This window comes from Xenococcus sp. PCC 7305, from assembly GCF_000332055.1.
Lineage (GTDB): Bacteria > Cyanobacteriota > Cyanobacteriia > Cyanobacteriales > Xenococcaceae > Xenococcus.
Map to the genome: position 1 here is coordinate 1 of NZ_ALVZ01000186.1, position 15373 is coordinate 15373.

At 37.2% G+C, this 15373-nt stretch carries 19 protein-coding genes and 1 pseudogene; 14 read left to right on the plus strand and 6 right to left on the minus strand.

Translation table 11 applies throughout. The features are described from left to right. Positions 1 to 139 precede the first annotated feature (139 nt). The gene (locus tag XEN7305_RS26710; protein ID WP_006510160.1) at positions 140 to 1024 is read right to left on the minus strand and encodes an N-6 DNA methylase; all 885 of its coding nucleotides are present in this window, start codon (positions 1022 to 1024) and stop codon (positions 140 to 142) included. A gap of 169 nt (positions 1025 to 1193) precedes the next feature. On the opposite strand from XEN7305_RS26710, the gene XEN7305_RS14265 reads away from it, so the two are divergent. The 3 genes from XEN7305_RS14265 (at position 1194) to XEN7305_RS14275 (ending at position 2191) form a co-directional block, all read left to right on the plus strand. Then, positions 1194 to 1427, plus strand: coding sequence for a hypothetical protein (locus XEN7305_RS14265; protein WP_006510161.1), 234 nt, complete (start codon positions 1194 to 1196; stop codon positions 1425 to 1427). A 62-nt stretch (positions 1428 to 1489) separates the two neighbouring features. Continuing rightward, on the plus strand, positions 1490 to 1681 hold the full coding sequence (locus XEN7305_RS14270) for a DUF1778 domain-containing protein (protein WP_006510162.1): 192 nt from the start codon (positions 1490 to 1492) through the stop codon (positions 1679 to 1681). Between the two features lie 183 nt (positions 1682 to 1864). Then, positions 1865 to 2191: an N-acetyltransferase gene (locus XEN7305_RS14275; RefSeq protein ID WP_006510163.1), complete on the plus strand. Its 327-nt coding sequence runs from the start codon at positions 1865 to 1867 to the stop codon at positions 2189 to 2191. 8 nt (positions 2192 to 2199) lie between these two features. Here the strand turns inward: XEN7305_RS14275 and XEN7305_RS14280 are convergent, their stop codons facing one another. Continuing rightward, positions 2200 to 3174 carry a tyrosine-type recombinase/integrase gene (locus XEN7305_RS14280; protein WP_006510164.1) on the minus strand — a complete coding sequence of 325 codons (975 nt, stop codon included), beginning with the start codon at positions 3172 to 3174 and terminating at the stop codon, positions 2200 to 2202. 735 nt (positions 3175 to 3909) lie between these two features. On the opposite strand from XEN7305_RS14280, the pseudogene XEN7305_RS27695 reads away from it, so the two are divergent. From XEN7305_RS27695 to XEN7305_RS14330, 11 genes and pseudogenes are all read left to right on the plus strand, one after another. Further along, a pseudogene (locus XEN7305_RS27695) lies at positions 3910 to 4002 on the plus strand (recombinase family protein); the annotation flags it as partial. A 250-nt stretch (positions 4003 to 4252) separates the two neighbouring features. Then, positions 4253 to 4801 (plus strand): recombinase family protein, encoded by a 549-nt coding sequence (locus XEN7305_RS14285; protein ID WP_006510166.1) that lies wholly within the window; start codon positions 4253 to 4255, stop codon positions 4799 to 4801. Continuing rightward, the gene (locus XEN7305_RS14290; RefSeq protein ID WP_006510167.1) at positions 4794 to 6275 is read left to right on the plus strand and encodes a Mu transposase C-terminal domain-containing protein; all 1482 of its coding nucleotides are present in this window, start codon (positions 4794 to 4796) and stop codon (positions 6273 to 6275) included. The genes XEN7305_RS14285 and XEN7305_RS14290 overlap by 8 nt, the downstream gene beginning before the upstream one ends. Then, a complete protein-coding gene (locus XEN7305_RS14295) occupies positions 6268 to 7110 on the plus strand; it encodes an AAA family ATPase (RefSeq protein WP_006510168.1) in 843 nt (280 codons plus the stop codon). Before XEN7305_RS14290 ends, XEN7305_RS14295 begins: the two co-directional genes overlap by 8 nt. A gap of 6 nt (positions 7111 to 7116) precedes the next feature. After that, complete coding sequence (locus XEN7305_RS14300; protein ID WP_006510169.1) at positions 7117 to 7491, plus strand: recombinase family protein; 375 nt, start codon at positions 7117 to 7119, stop codon at positions 7489 to 7491. 113 nt (positions 7492 to 7604) lie between these two features. Then, positions 7605 to 8012 carry a site-specific integrase gene (locus XEN7305_RS14305; protein ID WP_052035179.1) on the plus strand — a complete coding sequence of 136 codons (408 nt, stop codon included), beginning with the start codon at positions 7605 to 7607 and terminating at the stop codon, positions 8010 to 8012. A gap of 394 nt (positions 8013 to 8406) precedes the next feature. Then, complete coding sequence (locus XEN7305_RS26715) at positions 8407 to 9378, plus strand: pentapeptide repeat-containing protein (protein WP_006510171.1); 972 nt, start codon at positions 8407 to 8409, stop codon at positions 9376 to 9378. An 82-nt stretch (positions 9379 to 9460) separates the two neighbouring features. Beyond that, positions 9461 to 10039, plus strand: coding sequence for a hypothetical protein (locus XEN7305_RS14315; RefSeq protein ID WP_006510172.1), 579 nt, complete (start codon positions 9461 to 9463; stop codon positions 10037 to 10039). A gap of 168 nt (positions 10040 to 10207) precedes the next feature. After that, positions 10208 to 11563 carry a hypothetical protein gene (locus XEN7305_RS14320; protein WP_006510173.1) on the plus strand — a complete coding sequence of 452 codons (1356 nt, stop codon included), beginning with the start codon at positions 10208 to 10210 and terminating at the stop codon, positions 11561 to 11563. A 44-nt stretch (positions 11564 to 11607) separates the two neighbouring features. Then, positions 11608 to 12051, plus strand: a complete 444-nt coding sequence (locus tag XEN7305_RS14325) for a hypothetical protein (protein ID WP_006510174.1) — start codon at positions 11608 to 11610, stop codon at positions 12049 to 12051. A 38-nt stretch (positions 12052 to 12089) separates the two neighbouring features. Further along, positions 12090 to 12293 (plus strand): hypothetical protein, encoded by a 204-nt coding sequence (locus tag XEN7305_RS14330; RefSeq protein ID WP_006510175.1) that lies wholly within the window; start codon positions 12090 to 12092, stop codon positions 12291 to 12293. Between the two features lie 221 nt (positions 12294 to 12514). Here the strand turns inward: XEN7305_RS14330 and XEN7305_RS14335 are convergent, their stop codons facing one another. The 4 genes from XEN7305_RS14335 to XEN7305_RS14350 form a co-directional block, all read right to left on the minus strand. Beyond that, positions 12515 to 13225: a hypothetical protein gene (locus tag XEN7305_RS14335; protein WP_006510176.1), complete on the minus strand. Its 711-nt coding sequence runs from the start codon at positions 13223 to 13225 to the stop codon at positions 12515 to 12517. Beyond that, a complete protein-coding gene (locus XEN7305_RS14340) occupies positions 13222 to 14148 on the minus strand; it encodes a hypothetical protein (RefSeq protein WP_006510177.1) in 927 nt (308 codons plus the stop codon). The genes XEN7305_RS14335 and XEN7305_RS14340 overlap by 4 nt, the downstream gene beginning before the upstream one ends. A 116-nt stretch (positions 14149 to 14264) precedes the next feature. Beyond that, positions 14265 to 14615, minus strand: a complete 351-nt coding sequence (locus XEN7305_RS14345) for a hypothetical protein (protein ID WP_006510178.1) — start codon at positions 14613 to 14615, stop codon at positions 14265 to 14267. Between the two features lie 40 nt (positions 14616 to 14655). Then, positions 14656 to 15225, minus strand: coding sequence for a hypothetical protein (locus XEN7305_RS14350; RefSeq protein ID WP_006510179.1), 570 nt, complete (start codon positions 15223 to 15225; stop codon positions 14656 to 14658). Between the last annotated feature and the right edge of the window lie 148 nt (positions 15226 to 15373).

Here is a 15373-nt window from a genome sequence, read left to right on the forward strand (position 1 = left end):
CTTTCCTCTTAGTAGGAAATTAATAGAATGGAAACATTAAACAATAAGTCATAATCATCTAGATAATCGGGAAGGCTTCTTTCCTCTTAGTAGGAAATTAATAGAATTGAGCAATTTTTCACTAAAAAAAGTGAATTTGTCAGGATTCATATTCCTGGCTATCAAATAGTGATAACTGCTCAATAATGTCATCTTTTTTAGCAAAACTTATATCAGGTTTTGTTGCTTGATCTTCTTCTTCAATAGCAGCTTCTTTTTCTTGTGTCTGCTGTGGAGGTTTTTCTAGCTGAGTTAGAAAATTATGCATATGCTGCACCATTTTCAGCGTCTTATTATTTTCTAACCAGTCTTCAAAGAACATCATTTGGGGCGTTTTACGAGTCTCCCAGATTTCCATTGAAATAGTATTTCCATGTTCAACAACTGCTTGTAAATCCATCAGCGATAGCTGAAGATAGGTCATATTAAAGCAGTTACGACTAATATCTGTGGCGTGAAACTGCACATGATTTCTAGGGTCAATTCCTTGATGAGCCACTTCATGGGCTGCTGCGATTAAGGTTCCTCCTGCTCCCGATGCTGGGTCGCTGATGGTGATAATGCCTTTTTCTTTAACTTGCTGCTTAACATCTCCTATCATCATTTTGGCCATAGCAGTACTCACAGTGAAGGGCGTGAAAAACTGCCCTGCATCTTCGTTAGTCAGTTCCAGAGAACCATATATTTCTCCTAGAAAATCACCTTTATAGACACTAATTCCTTCAACGGTTAAAGCTGTTAAACTGGCAAACTGATTGAGTTCTTCTCGACTATAACGGCCTGCTACTTCTAAATATTTCTCTTCGTATTCTTGATAGCTTTCATCTTTGGGCAGTTCTCCAGCATTAAAGGGCATTTGACGTACAGCTATTGCTGCGGTTTCTAGCCAATCACTAAAGATCGTTCCTTTATTCTTGCTATAGCTGAGATTTTTGATAATATCTGCAAAATCTTTTTTGATAATTTCTACGGTACGCTGGGGCATGGAGAGCCTTTTTCTGGTTCGTTGAAGCTAGAACATATTGAAGTTGTGAACCTTCAGAAAAGCCAGCATATTAGAATATGTCAAGGTGGATTTAGGCTATATCCCTTGACAGATCATAAAATAGCTATTTGATAAGAATTATTTTCTAGAATCAATTAATAGAGTAATCATGTTCTCTTCTTGGAATAATTTTGATGAACTGACTTCTGAATCAATAAGCGATTTACCCTTTTTTCGCGCTCAGGATAATTTGTGGCTCAAGTTGGCTGAAAATTTGACCGCAGAGGCCACAGGAACTTCAGCTTTTTTGAACGATACTATTGAACATCTTCTTGAATCAGCTGAGAGTAAGAGTCTGGATTTATCTCAATCCCAAAGAGAATTCACAAATCAAATCAAGTAGTAATATATATAAATAAGCAGTCTTTTATTGTATCTTAATTAATACTCATATATAATTAGAGTATGATGCAGCAAAATATAAAGTCCTCTACCAATTCTCCTTTTTCTAAGGAGCAGCAACGGTCTCGTCCTTTGCTTAATTTATCCCCACGAGACCAACAAACGATTGCGGAAGCTCTTGTAACCCCTCCTTCTCCTAATGAAGCTCTCCAAAAGGCTGCCCGTGATTATAAACAAACAGTTCATCCCAGTTAATGTCTCGTGTTTGGTTAACAGAACTTTTTAACAAAAAAAATCCATAATCGCCGTAATTTTACCTGTGGAGAGCCTGCATTAGATCGTTATCTGCAACAACAGGGTACTCAAGATGTCCGTCGTAGGATTACTGCACTTTATGTTTGGTCGGATGAAACCAAACAAATCATTGGTTACTATACTTTGTCGGCAGCAGATCTTCCGACTGATTCGGTGAGACCCGAAACTTTACAAGCTTTAAAACATCCCCCTTATCAATCTATCCCTGCGATTTTAATTGGTCGCTTGGCTCTTACTGTTGACCGACAAGGTGATGGACAAAGTGCTGGTAGATTATTGATGGATGCTCTTTATCGTTGTCTCAATCTTTCACAACAACTCGGAGCTGCTGGTGTTGTTGTCGATGCTAAAAATGACCGAGCAATTAGATTCTATCGGAAATATGGATTTTTAACACTGCAAGATAGTGAAAATATTTTATTTCTGCCGATGAAAACTATTCCTGATTGAGTCAAAACTCAATACTGAATCCGCTCAATCTCATCGAGTGTTATCGCATCACTGGTGCGGTCATATAGCTGAGTCGTCCGAATATTGGCATGAGCAGCAATTTTCTGGGCTTTATCAATCGTGCCACCTCGTTCAAGATAGGTGGTAATCCCCGTAGCCCGAAAAGAATGATTTCCTATGGGAGTCATAATATCCGCCTCGATTCTTCTTCTTTGAATCATGTCATAGGCATTCCCGCGAGTCAGTCTTCTGGTAGTAAGCAAACGAGATTGCCCCCGAGTAGATCTAAATAGTGGCGTATGATTGCCAAAATCCAATGATTCTTGAGAGCGAGCTTTTTCAAGGTATGCATCTAAATATTCTTCGGCTTTGTGATGGGCTGGCACGTCATATTGAATCCCTCCTTTTTCCTGAAGCCTAAACCAATACCTTTTTCCCCTGGCAAAATAATCTCCCACTGACATATTTAGCACCGCACTAATTCGAGCAAAACTATAGGCCATAACGGCTATCAATGCCCGATCTCGTAAACCCACCACATGAGTATCATCAATACTCTCCAGCAGTATTTTCGTTTCTTCCGCTGTCAAAATAGGCGTAGAACCTTTCTTGACATTATGCTTGGGTCCCTTGACCGTCGCGGCGGGATTTTCCTCTAATACTCCTCGGACCACCAACCAGGAAAACAAAGATCTAATAGCGGCTAAATGTTGGTTAACCGTCGGCTTTGATTTTTCCCGCAGCAGTTTTTCAATATAGGTCGCCACGACCAACGCATGGATCTGCTCTAATTCAGTTATTCCAATCTCTTCAACCCATCGCAAAAACTGAACAACAGCTTGCCGATAGGCTGCTCTGGTATTGGGATTGCGAATCTGAGCTGTAAAAAACTCTAAGAAGCAAAATACAGTTTTTTCATCGGCATTTTCCACGATGACTGGTAAATTACTCGATAAATAAGGAATAATAATTTCATTTTTCATTCCTTTATCCTCTCTTGTTATTGATTAATTCTTGAAGTTATTCCCCATAAAAAACCGCAAAAATACCTTATTCTGACTCCTGTCTCCTTAATCCTGACTCCTTCATCTTAAAAGACATAATGTCACTTTATGTACTATAAGTTCTCACCTCAAACAACCCCCAAAAGAGCAAAATAAATCTATAATTTTATCGAGGGAAAACTTTTAAAGCTTGATTATATCTCTCTAAAATAAATATTAAAATGTCCAAGAATAAATATTAATATTTAAGAGATATTGAGTGAAGTTTAATGCTCAAGGAATAACTTCAAATCCTTCTTTACCATTTAATCGATAGACATAAAAATCACTATCTAAAGTAAAAATCCGCTTCATCCCTAAAGCTTCTGCCGCAGCTACTAATTGTAGTGGCTTGCAAAAACTAAGCCCTCGGCTCGCAAAAACCCCAATTTTCGGCTCAGATTATTTTGCAAAAACTAACCGCTTCGGCTCACAATATCTACAAAAGGACTCACATTATCTGCAAATGGCTTGCAAAAACTAATTTGGGCTCAGATTATTTGCAAAACCTCTGTAGTTCTTAATTGGCATGAGTTTTCACTATTTTTCGCTTAATAGTGTCCAGAAAAAAGGATGGGATTAACTGAACGAATATGTGGTTCAATGAGAGTATAAACTAAACGATATACGTTCAATTAAATACCAAGCATAGTTTTGTTTGGAACCCTAGTAATTATGGTTGCTTATGCCTATCTGCGAGTCTCTACAGACCATCAAGATTTAGATAATCAACGTCACGGCATTTTAGAATATGCCAATCATCATGGCTGTAACTTTCATAATTAAATAGCGTAAAATCTTTAGAATTATTTGGCGTAATACAGATCAACTAGCATAGCTGATTTTGATTTGACTGTGGCAAAACTTTCAAGTTTTGCCACAAATTCAGAATTTATGATTTTGTTAGGTTTTTTCTGTTGCAAATGTTAGTCGCAAAAGTGTATGATTTATGCACTATGTTTTGCGACGCGAAGCTAGTACTTTATTGCAACAGATTTGACCAAGGGAGATCCTAAAATTGAAAATTGGTTATGCTCGCGTTAGTACAAATGACCAAAATCTAGAAAATCAAATTTCTTTACTCAAAGAAAATGGTTGTGAAGAAATCTTTGAAGAGAAAATTTCCGGGGCGAAAAAAACTCGTCCTGAATTGGAGAAGCTATTAAGTCAAATCCGTAAAGATGACACATTGGTAGTGTGTAAATTAGATCGTCTGGCTCGTTCTACTCATCACCTTTTAGAAATAGTTGAAATATTACGAGAGAAAAAAGCTGCTTTTTATTCTCTAGGAGAACCTTGGGCAGATACCACGAGCCATGCAGGGAAAATGATTATGACTGTTTTTGCCGGTATCGCCGAGTTTGAACGAGATTTAATTCGAGAGCGTACCAGTGTGGGACGAGAAGCTGCTATGAAACGAGGTGTTAAATTTGGTCGTCCGAAAAAGCTTTCCCATGAACAGAAAGAACTAATTCTACAATTGAGAGAAGAAGGAAAATCAGTATCTGAGTTAGCCAAAACCTTCAATGTAGACCGTTCTACCATTTACCGTTTATCTAATGTCTGAATCAATGAATGATTCGATATCTAATCTAAGTGAGTTATCAGAAAGCTCTAGAGTAATAGCCTGGGAACGATACCAGATTCTACGACCTCATCTAGAAGATGCTGTGCCCTTAAAGCGAGTAGCACTGGATGCAGCTATTCCTTTTAGAACTGCCCAACGCTGGGTGGCAAATTATAAAAAGTCTGGATTGGCTGGATTATGCCGAGGTGAGAGAAAAGATCGTGGTACCCATCGGGTGATTAACGATGAAGTCAAAAAACTGATTGAAGGATTAGCTCTACAGAAGCCAGCAATGAGTATCGCAACCATTCATCGTCGGGTTACCGATTGGTGTAATCGTTCTCAGATAGCTGCTCCTTCCTACAGTACGGTTTATAGCATGATCCGTAATCTCGACCCGGCTTTGATGACATTGGCTCAGTCAGGAACCAAAGCCTATAAGCAAACATTTGAATTACTCCATCGTCATGAGGCAGAAAAACCCAACGCTATTTGGCAAGCAGATCATACGCTGTTAGATATCTGGATCAAAGATGAAAAAGAACAGCCTGTAAGACCTTGGCTTACCGTGATTATGGATGACTATAGCCGAGCGATCGCGGGATACTATATTTCTTTCTCTGCTCCTTCTGCTTTACAAACAGCATTGGCATTGAAACAAGGCATCTGGCGTAAAAACAACCCCTCATGGCATATCTGTGGTATTCCAGAAATTCTCTACACAGATCATGGTAGTGATTTTACTTCTCATCATATTGAACAAGTTTGTCTCGATCTGAAAATCCAACTGATATTCTCCACTGTTGGCGAACCCAGAGGTAGAGGAAAGATTGAGCGATTTTTTAGGACTGTGAATCAACTACTGCTAGCCAAATTACCTGGGTATGCGCCACCTGGGCATAAATCACCCAATCCAGTTCTGAATTTTAATGAGCTTGACCAGGAGTTTGAAAGGTTTTTGATTGAGTATCATCAAATAGAGCATAGTCAAACTAAACACGCTCCTCAGAAACGTTGGAATGGAAAGGGGTTTCTACCCCAACTACCAGAATCGGTGGAAAAACTAGATCTGCTTTTATTGACTATTAAAGACACGAGGCGCATTCAAAGAGATGGGATTAAATTTCAGGGCTTGAGATATACAGATCCTTTACTGGCAAACTATATCGGAGAAGATGTTAGCATCCGTTATGACCCCAGAGATATGACAGAAATTAGAGTTTACTATCAAAGTAAATTTCTCTGTCGTGTTATCTGTCCTGATTTATCTACCGAAACCGTTACGCTCAAAGAAATTAAGGCGGCTCGTAATCAAAGGCGCAAACAACTCAAACAGCAGATTAAAGATCGGGTATCTATTGTTGATGCTTTGATGGGAAATAAAAAACCGACTTCTCTGACAAATCCTGAGCCAGAAAAAATCGTGACTAAAAACCCTAAAAAGCCAGCTTTAAAGCGATACTACAATGACTAGTACCCCTCAAAAATACGCTGATGATACCCTTGCTATTGAAGAGAAAAACTCTTTTATTATCACCAAAGAATATCGCCGATTTGCTGAGTTCTGCGATGCTTGTCGTCGAGAGAAATATATTGGCTTATGTTATGGTGCGCCAGGAGTAGGAAAAACTCTTTCGGCTCGTTACTATGCCAAGTGGTTTTTCCTGGAAAATCGTCTCCCTACGCATCTTCCCTATCTGCCGTTACATCCAGACATTAGTTCTTGTCGCACTTTGCTTTATACAGCAGAAATGTCCAACCCTTATCGCACAATCAAACAGAGAATTTCCCAGATGCGGACTCAATTGGGTCGTTTTAATGAAGAACTGTTACCCCCCGAACAACAAACTAGGACTGTCAATAATATCGGTCGTTTCTGTGAGTTAATCATTGTGGATGAGACTGAACGTTTAAAAATGGAAGGAATCGAGCAGTTTCGAGAAATTTACGACCGAGGGGATATTGGCTTGATTTTTATTGGAATGCCCGGATTGGAGAAAAAGTTATCTCGATATCCCCAACTCTATTCCCGTGTTGGTTTTGCTCATCAGTATCATGCTTTAAGTCAAGAAGAAATGCGTTTTATCCTCTCTCATTACTGGGAAAAGCTAGATTTGAGTATGAATCCTAATGACTTTACTGATGCTGAAGCGGTGTCAGCGATCGCTAGAATCACTAACGGTAATTTTCGACTTTTAAATCGCCTATTTCGACAGATTCAGCGCGTGATTAAAATCAATGAACTCAACTGTATCACGGCTGAAGTTGTTGAAGCTGCTAGGGAATGTTTAGTTATTGGAGTAATTTAACGGAAAATGAAAATTGGTTATGTTTGTGATGTTAGAGAGCAAAAAAGCGATCCCACTTCTCGTATAGTTATGGCTTTAAAAGAAGCTGGTTGTCAAACAATATTTAGTGATTTACTCGATTTCGAGAAAGGCGAGCAGTTAAATTTGGCATTGGCTTTAGAGTATGCCAGAGCGGGAGATACTTTAGTTGTTTGGGACATTTCTGCCTTCTCTTCAGACACTCAAAACTTTGCAAACATCATGCAGATGCTACAACAAAGAGATATTGGTCTACAAATCCTGGCAGAAAATTTCTCGGAAATTAAACCTCATAGTTGGGAAAGCCAAGTCATGTTGGAGTCTTACTCTGTTCTTGCTAATTTAGAACGTAGATTAAAATAACGGGCTGCTCTCAAAGTGAAATTAGCTGCATTAGTCAATTTGTATTACGCCAAATAATTCTAAAGATTTTACGCCACTTAATCCTGAAAGTTACACCAATACGATTTAATTATTTGGAACAGACGCTGCGATTTCGGTCGCTGAAGAAGCGGGATAAGCTTGTCTATAGAGATGTTCCTATTCCAACCGAGCTAGTGGTAACTCTTGATGATCTGTTTGGGGTTAGAGATATCTTGATGAGGAAAGGATCTTATAAGAAGAATCAGCCTTTATGGAGTTGGTCGCGTCATCATGCCTGGTTTCTGGTTAAAGGAGTGATGAGCAAAGCCCAGATCCCCGATGGAGCACATAAGAAACCTATGGGGTTAAGACACGGATACGGAGTTGCTGCGGTTCGAGCTCAGATTCCACTTAATATGATTCAGAAATGGATGGGGCACGCTGACATCACGACAACCGCTGTTTATGCCAAGGTTTTAGAGGAGTCAGATCGAATTGTCGCTGCAAGAATGTGGAACTAAACTTTGTTTTAAGTAGTTGTGTTTTTAATAAATTTTTATTTGTAAGTTAGTAAAGATATCTATAGCTACTCGAAAATGGGTTTGACACACCTAGTGTTTGTACTTGTTACAACAAAAAACATCAATAACATATGATTTTTATATATTTGTAGATATGTTTATGTGTTTTAGATGAACAATTTTGGTTGAATTCTTAAATAAATGTTACTTAATAAGTTAAGAATCTCTAATAATCTACGTAATCTTATTTAGCCTTATTTTTTTTTGATTATTTACTCTCTGGATAAACACTAATACTAGACCAAAAAAAAGCGAATAGAATTAGATTAAAGTTCAAGTAAGACCTAAACAAGACTCCAAATTTGATTGTTACTTCTTAGATCGACTCAAAATCATGGTTATTTGTTTTCCAGATCCAGAAATTCGTAAAAAATCTCACCATAGCAATTTAGCGGAATTGCCATCAAAACAACCTTTAGGAGAAATTTTATTAGAAGCTGGATTAATTTCTATCTTTCAGATTGAAGTCGCTTTAGCTGAACAAAAGCAGTCTGATTACAGAATTGGCGAAATCTTAGCTCATCATGGTTGGATAAAGCAAGAAACTGCTGATTTCTTTGCTCAAAGATGGTCAAATCTTATTCAAAAAACTCAGACAAGACCTTTAACCTATTATTTATTTGCTGCATCATTATTAGATAAGAAGCAATTGCTAAGCTTAAAGCAACAGCAAAAACAACAAAGTTCTCATATGAGACTTCATGAACTCGCATTAGAAAAAGGTTATGTTGCACAAACGACCATTGATTACTTCCTAAAATCTTTGTTCAAAATTCATCGGAGTCAAAGTTTATCTTTTACTAGTTCCTATAAAATTATCAAAGGTTTCATTAATGGAAAATCTGACTTTCGAGATTCTGAACTCACCCAGGCTCCTTTAAATGGTGTCAGATTACAGAGCGTTATATTAGACAATTCTATTTTAAGACAAGCTAACTTAAACAATAGTAATCTAAGCTATTCTAGTTTTTCCGAAGTTAATCTGGCTTTAGCTAATCTTGAGATGGCAAATTTATCTCACGCTAATTTTCGGCAAGCATGTTTAATTGAAGCTAATTTGCGCAGAAGTAATTTAGAATCAGCCAATTTCCAGTCAGCTAACTTGCAAGAAGCAGATTTAAGAGGAGCTAATTTACTGAATGCTTCTTTTGCCAGCGCAGATCTCAGGGGAGCTAAGTTCTCGCCAGCATATTCCTATGACGTTTATTATGATAAAAACACTGCTTTTGATAGCAACTTTAATCCAATTAAGGCAGGCTGGAAATTACAAAAATTCTTAAAAATTAGTCATTACTCTCAAGAGTAATAGCAGTAAGTATCTCTCTTCTATCTTGTTATCTTTTATAATATCTTAAATATCTAACAAATATATTAACTATTTATACATTGTGCTAAAAACAATAAGAATTAATGAGTGTAAAGTAAACAATAGTTATAATCTAGTCACTCATAAACGTATTGGTGAAATTTTACTAGAAGCTGATTTAATTACTGTTCCTCAGATAAAAGTAGCTTTAGAAGATCAAACTCATAATCCCCATCTGATGCTAGGAGAAATTCTGGCATTAAGAGGGTGGTTACTAGAGAAAACCGCTGATTTTTTTGCTTCTAACTGGCCTAAACTGCTTGAACAAGATCGAAAAAAACAACTAGGCTGGTACTTACAAGAATCAGGTTTATTAGAAGCCTCAGATATTGACAGAATACTAGCTGAACAAAGAAGAATAGATTCTAAGTTTGGTGCTATAGCTGTGCTCAATGGATACATTAAGAAATCAACCTTAGATTTTTTCTTAATGTATCTATATCCTCAAGAATTTAAGCTGCCTGATACTCGAACAAGACATAAAAATCAAGGCAAGAAAAAACTGTCATTACTAAATACAAGTAAAGTAGTCAGTGAATTAAACCTATATAGTAATCATCATTCCGATGATGACAGATTTCTTGTAAAATGGATTGATTAACTTTTCTGGTAAAATTACTTACGTATTAGCAACTATTCTACTTTTAATATTCAATGAATTATAAGAATATATTCAAGATAAAAAACATCATTAATTGATTTTTATACTTATTTTTACTTATATAATATTTATTACTACAAAACGTAATATCTTGTAAGTAATATATTAATGAAAAACTTCTATCGATTATTATTAATTTCTGGACTGCTAATTAACGGAACAGTTTTTTCTTCTATAGATCCTGTTTTTGCCGAAGAAACTGACTCAACAGAGGCGCAAGGGTTTGTCACTCCAGCTACGATAAATCGTATTATGACTCCTGGCAGTTCTATTTCTATAGAGCGTCAAGTAACAATTCAAATCGACGATATTCTTGAAACAACTACTGTAGCTCCAGATAAATTAGATGTCTTATTCCTAGCTGACAATACTCATAGTATGGGTCCAGCTATTCAAAACGTTCAGGACAATGCAGAAGTATTACTTAATACCCTTGCAAATACATATAACGATCTTGAAGTAGGTGTAGCTAGATATTATGGAGATCCCCAAGAACAAATTGGGCATTGGGAAGAAACAGGAGAAACTGTCAACTATGATTACGAATATACTTATTTAGAATTTGATACTTGCTATAACTCCCAGGGAGAGGCTTGGGATTGCTATAGGTACGATGTCAAAAGAACTAATAGTGATACTGGAGATATCCATACTTGGACTGGTTCATACAGTGAGTCAACTTATCTTAATTGGGGTTCATTTCACACAGAATCTCATACAGAAGAAATTTCTAATTACAGCTCATCGGATTTAGGGGCAGATAATGCCTATCATCTCCAAACTCCAGTTGCGGGAGGAACTAAGGATGATGCCATTACCGCTATTAATGAATGGGCAGCTAGCTCTGGAGGTGATTGGGCTGAGGGCAGCTTTTTTGCTTTGCATCAAGCGGCAAGTTCTGGAGCTGACATTAATGGTTATGCGACAGGAGATATAACTAATTGGCGCGATGATGCGATGAAGATTATTGTCTGGTTTGGGGATGCTCAATCCCATACTAAAACTGTTGAGCTACAACAGGCGATTTCTGCTCTTCAAGAACAAGATATTAGAGTCGTGGCGATTCATACTTATTCGACGGAAAAAAGCTACGAACAAGGATTAGACTATGATTCTCAAGCTTCTACAATTGCTAATTCGAATAATGGAGCTTTTGCCAGTGTCTTTAGTTCTGATCTTGCAGATACAATGGTTTCTATGATTGGTGATTCTGCTGTTGAAACTGTTACTATTTCTCCTAAAATTGACTTAAGTTTTAGTTCAGTGGGAGATACTAACGGACTTAATATTACTTATAGTTGTAGTGATTTTCTTGGCTGTGACAATGTGGGAGATGGGGATGTTCGTCAGTTTACCATGGAGATAACAAGCACTAACTCTGGTAAGTATTATTTTCAAACTTTAGTTAATAATGTGTTGAATGCTGAAGCTGATAATAACATTAATGTTGTATATGTCGATTAACTCTATCATATTAAAATTTAATTTAAGTTTATGGGCTTAGTTTTATGGAAAATATTATTTTAATATCAACCGCAGATTTAAAACAAAAAGGAATCTTTAATTCAGGAGAAAATTTAGTTGAACTAAACGACTTTACTTTTAAAAAGGGAGTGAGTTTTAGTATAGAAGATAAAGAAAAAATTGTAGAAACTTATAAAATAAAGTCTCAAAGTAATGGCAAATATTTACTGGTAGAAGACAAGTTTATGTTAACGATTTGGAGTGAGGTAAAAGCTGACTTATCTCAGTCTCAAGATAATTCTTCCCAGCAAATCTCTTCTCAGAGTATCAACCATCCTGAACAAAAAAATCGTACAAAAACGATAACTAGGCGGTATCGAGGACAAACTTATGAAGTAGTAGTTCCTGATTTATCCTCTTCTGAAGCATCAGACCATAAACCAGAAAAAAAATATCTTAAGTATAGAGGTAAATATATTAATTCGTGAGGTTTTATTCAAAAAGATAGTTTCTGGTCAAAGGAGTAATGAATAAAGCTCAGATTCTCGATGGAGTCCATAAGAATCCGATAGGGTTACGACAGAGATACGAAGTTGCTGCGGTTCTAGCTTGCATTACACTTAATATGATTCAGAAATTGATAGGTCACTCAGATATCACGACAATCGCTGACTATGCCAAGGTTTTAAAGGAGTCAGAACGAATGCTTGTTGCGCGAGTTTGGTCGTGATTGCGACAAATATTGCTGAAAATTTTACGTCATTTATCTCTAAAAGTTACAGATAGCGATCGTTCACGACAAGCAAAAGACGCTAAAAGCCTTCAGTAATAAGAAGTTGGGAGTAGGGGAGGGTTATTAGAAAGTGAGCGCTCAGATTTTCCATGAGTCAGAGAAATCTGACACTATTACCAATACTGTTAGATTTTCTCAATTATCATTAATTCAAGCATCTAATATGCTACCGACACCATCTGCCGTTTACGTCTTTCTCTCACAATATTAGGAATATACTTATTTTTATGGTCTTGATCTTTAAATCCTAGACGTTGATAAACATCTCCACCAATGCCAGGCTCTACGATCCCTCGCTCATCCCGCACATCATCTTCGGCAAAGTAAAAGAACTCAAATTTATCGTAAATCGACTTATCAAAGGAGCTTTTGAGTTTTTCTGGCGCTCCTTTATAAAGAACAGGTGCAACGATAAATATTTTTTCTGGCTCTATATCTTGAATAAGATTGGTAAGATTTGTTCTGACAACACAAGCCCCAGAAATAATAGACTTGACTACTATTAAATATTGAACCCGCTTATTTGCTAGAGGTTCTTGGTATTGTCTTAAAATAGGTGCGACTTTCAGACCCTGCTCCTCAAAAGGAGAAAAACGTTTATTCCAAAAACAAGAAAAAGAAACCTTACAGTTATTGTGCTCCAGGGGATTTAAAATTCCTTTGGCCAAGAAATCGGCGTCTTCAACAGTACATGCTAAATGGATAGTACTCTCAGATGATGCAATACGCTTGAAAATCGCTGACCCAAACTCCAGACCAAGATTCATCATGGCCTCTTGATAGGCTTTTTCAGAGGTGTTTAAATCTGCTAGTTTAGCAAGCAGGATTTTCGTCTGGTGATTGGATAAACTAGAATAACTTCTGGTCATAGCAAGTTCTCAAGGTCATCAAAGTTAGTTGGTTCTTGTTGTTTTACTCTTTCCTGGAAACGGCGAAAGTCTTCTTTTTCACAGCTATATGGCAAAGTACCTCGATCTAGTCCATTTAGAAAGCTCCAATGAAAGAAACCCTTATTCAGGTTATAAGAGAATCCTGAAATATTATCAAAAATAATCTTAACAGCAGGATCTAGAACAAATTCTCTATCAACCTCAAATGACCTTATATAGCTGGGAGAATAGGATTGCGCTGTTTTCAATAACTCCAATGCAGAAATACGTGATTTATTAGCAGACTGCCAAGCTCCAAGAAGCACGGTTGCCACACATTCTATTTTATCGGGTTCTGGCTCCTCAAAGGCGCAAAGATATTTGATAGCTTTCTTAAACTCTTCTTGATGGGCTAAAAGTTGGCGAAATTCCTCATCAAAAGGAAAATGCAGCACCCTAGTAAATTCAGCTATTTTGCTGGGGATGCTTGGGGACATTGAATCTCTAACAGCCAAATTTGAGACTACCAAACACATGACGGAATTTTCTTTCCCCATAGAGCAATTATATTGATATTGCTTAGCAAAATCATCGCAAAGTGATTTAAGCTTACTCCCCCAAGACAAAGCAGCACTGGTTTTTAACTGATAATGAAGACATGAATCATCATCGTCATTTTCTATGACCAAATCATCAACAAAGCCAATAATCTGGCTTGAGAAGAATAAAACCTTTTTTTCTTCAATAACTTCTGGCGCTCGCTTGGCTAATTGAAAAGTGGCATAATAGCTCTCATAATCGGCTCCCTTTTCATTAATGCGGCCACCCCTATGTTTATTTTCTAGATAGGTTTTGACCTCAGAATCCCACAAACGTTCAACCCTTTGCAATAGATCTTCTTGTTTGTTGTCAGCGTTTGTCATACTGGACTGAATAAAAGGTTCGGGTTCTCAAACAAAACTATCATTAAATTATGTTTTGTGAAAATAGAGGAACAAAAATAAAGCCAAAAAGGGTCATATTCCTGTAATTTATCTCTCTATTGCTTCTTATTCTGCTTGATCGCTTTTTTCATAGTTTCTTGAAAGGAATCATGCAGTTGCCTCAAAAATTTAGGTGTTCCCCATTCTTTAACAATTTCACCAAAATCATCGCCGACAATTCGTCTTGTCGTACACCAGAGTTCTATCTGATCTCCTGCCTCTTCATTTGTGACATATTTAATCTCACAGATCATGCCACGACTCGCAATTTCGCGATTAACCCAGTTTTTCGTAGCTTCGAATATTTGTTCACTACTGAGTTCTCTTGGCAGATCATAATAGGTAATCTCTCGTCGTCCTTTATGGGTGACGACTTTAAAAGGATTTTCTACGGTAAGTTTAGGCATAAAATAGCTCTCTTTATTGATCCTCAAAGCCTAAAAGCTTTTATCTTTCAGAAGTTGATTTAATCCAAGAATGAAGTTGGCTCTTGATTTGCTTCATAAACCGACTTGTTTGCTGAATATCTGCGCTCACTTTCTCAGCGAGTTTTTGTTTTAAGCTGTTCTTACTTGAAAAATTATTAGTTGTTTTGAGTTGTTCTGGCTCTGCTAATTCTTCTGCGTGAAGAATATCTTCTGGTTTTACAAAGTATGTATGATGTTGAGGTTTGCCAAATATATCTTCAGAGATCGCTTGAATGCTGGTGGTGACATCTGACCAGTAAAAGCTGAGATTATGACTTAAATATTGAACTTCTTCTCTAAATTGCTCTGTGGCAAAGCTTATGACTTCTTTAATTTGTTGCAGCGGTTTGTCCCGCTGCCAAAGTCTGATAAATTCATCAATGACATCATTTAATTCAGCTTCAGCCGATCTTTGAGGCATGATTTCTGGCAAAGGAGCTATTTCTAATCCTCGTTTGCTAAACTCTTGCTCCACAAGGCTTTTGTAAGCCGTCCATTTTTCCTGGGTATCAATCTTTACCAGCTCAAAATCTTCAGTCCTATCTGACATCAACCAATTCCTTATTTGATGGAAGAGGGTGATAACATTTTTTAACTCTCAAATAAAGAGTAGATCATCAGAGACCAGCTGCGATACTAAGGTATGCAGCGGCTTAACACTCTGTTGCTTCAGTTTAAAGGTTAGATCCGCTGCTATC

Excerpts from the sequence above, each read along its gene's own strand:
- XEN7305_RS26715 (WP_006510171.1), top strand. The coding sequence starts at position 8,407 with ATGGTTATTTGTTTTCCAGATCCAGAAATTCGTAAAAAATCTCACCAT.
- XEN7305_RS14340 (WP_006510177.1), bottom strand. The coding sequence starts at position 14,148 with ATGACAAACGCTGACAACAAACAAGAAGATCTATTGCAAAGGGTTGAA.
- XEN7305_RS14270 (WP_006510162.1), top strand. The coding sequence starts at position 1,490 with ATGATGCAGCAAAATATAAAGTCCTCTACCAATTCTCCTTTTTCTAAG.
- XEN7305_RS14325 (WP_006510174.1), top strand. The coding sequence starts at position 11,608 with ATGGAAAATATTATTTTAATATCAACCGCAGATTTAAAACAAAAAGGA.
- XEN7305_RS26710 (WP_006510160.1), bottom strand. The coding sequence starts at position 1,024 with ATGCCCCAGCGTACCGTAGAAATTATCAAAAAAGATTTTGCAGATATT.
- XEN7305_RS14330 (WP_006510175.1), top strand. The coding sequence starts at position 12,090 with ATGAATAAAGCTCAGATTCTCGATGGAGTCCATAAGAATCCGATAGGG.
- XEN7305_RS14290 (WP_006510167.1), top strand. The coding sequence starts at position 4,794 with ATGTCTGAATCAATGAATGATTCGATATCTAATCTAAGTGAGTTATCA.
- XEN7305_RS14295 (WP_006510168.1), top strand. The coding sequence starts at position 6,268 with ATGACTAGTACCCCTCAAAAATACGCTGATGATACCCTTGCTATTGAA.
- XEN7305_RS14335 (WP_006510176.1), bottom strand. The coding sequence starts at position 13,225 with ATGACCAGAAGTTATTCTAGTTTATCCAATCACCAGACGAAAATCCTG.
- XEN7305_RS14350 (WP_006510179.1), bottom strand. The coding sequence starts at position 15,225 with ATGTCAGATAGGACTGAAGATTTTGAGCTGGTAAAGATTGATACCCAG.
- XEN7305_RS14345 (WP_006510178.1), bottom strand. The coding sequence starts at position 14,615 with ATGCCTAAACTTACCGTAGAAAATCCTTTTAAAGTCGTCACCCATAAA.
- XEN7305_RS14300 (WP_006510169.1), top strand. The coding sequence starts at position 7,117 with ATGAAAATTGGTTATGTTTGTGATGTTAGAGAGCAAAAAAGCGATCCC.
- XEN7305_RS14320 (WP_006510173.1), top strand. The coding sequence starts at position 10,208 with ATGAAAAACTTCTATCGATTATTATTAATTTCTGGACTGCTAATTAAC.
- XEN7305_RS14280 (WP_006510164.1), bottom strand. The coding sequence starts at position 3,174 with ATGAAAAATGAAATTATTATTCCTTATTTATCGAGTAATTTACCAGTC.
- XEN7305_RS14265 (WP_006510161.1), top strand. The coding sequence starts at position 1,194 with ATGTTCTCTTCTTGGAATAATTTTGATGAACTGACTTCTGAATCAATA.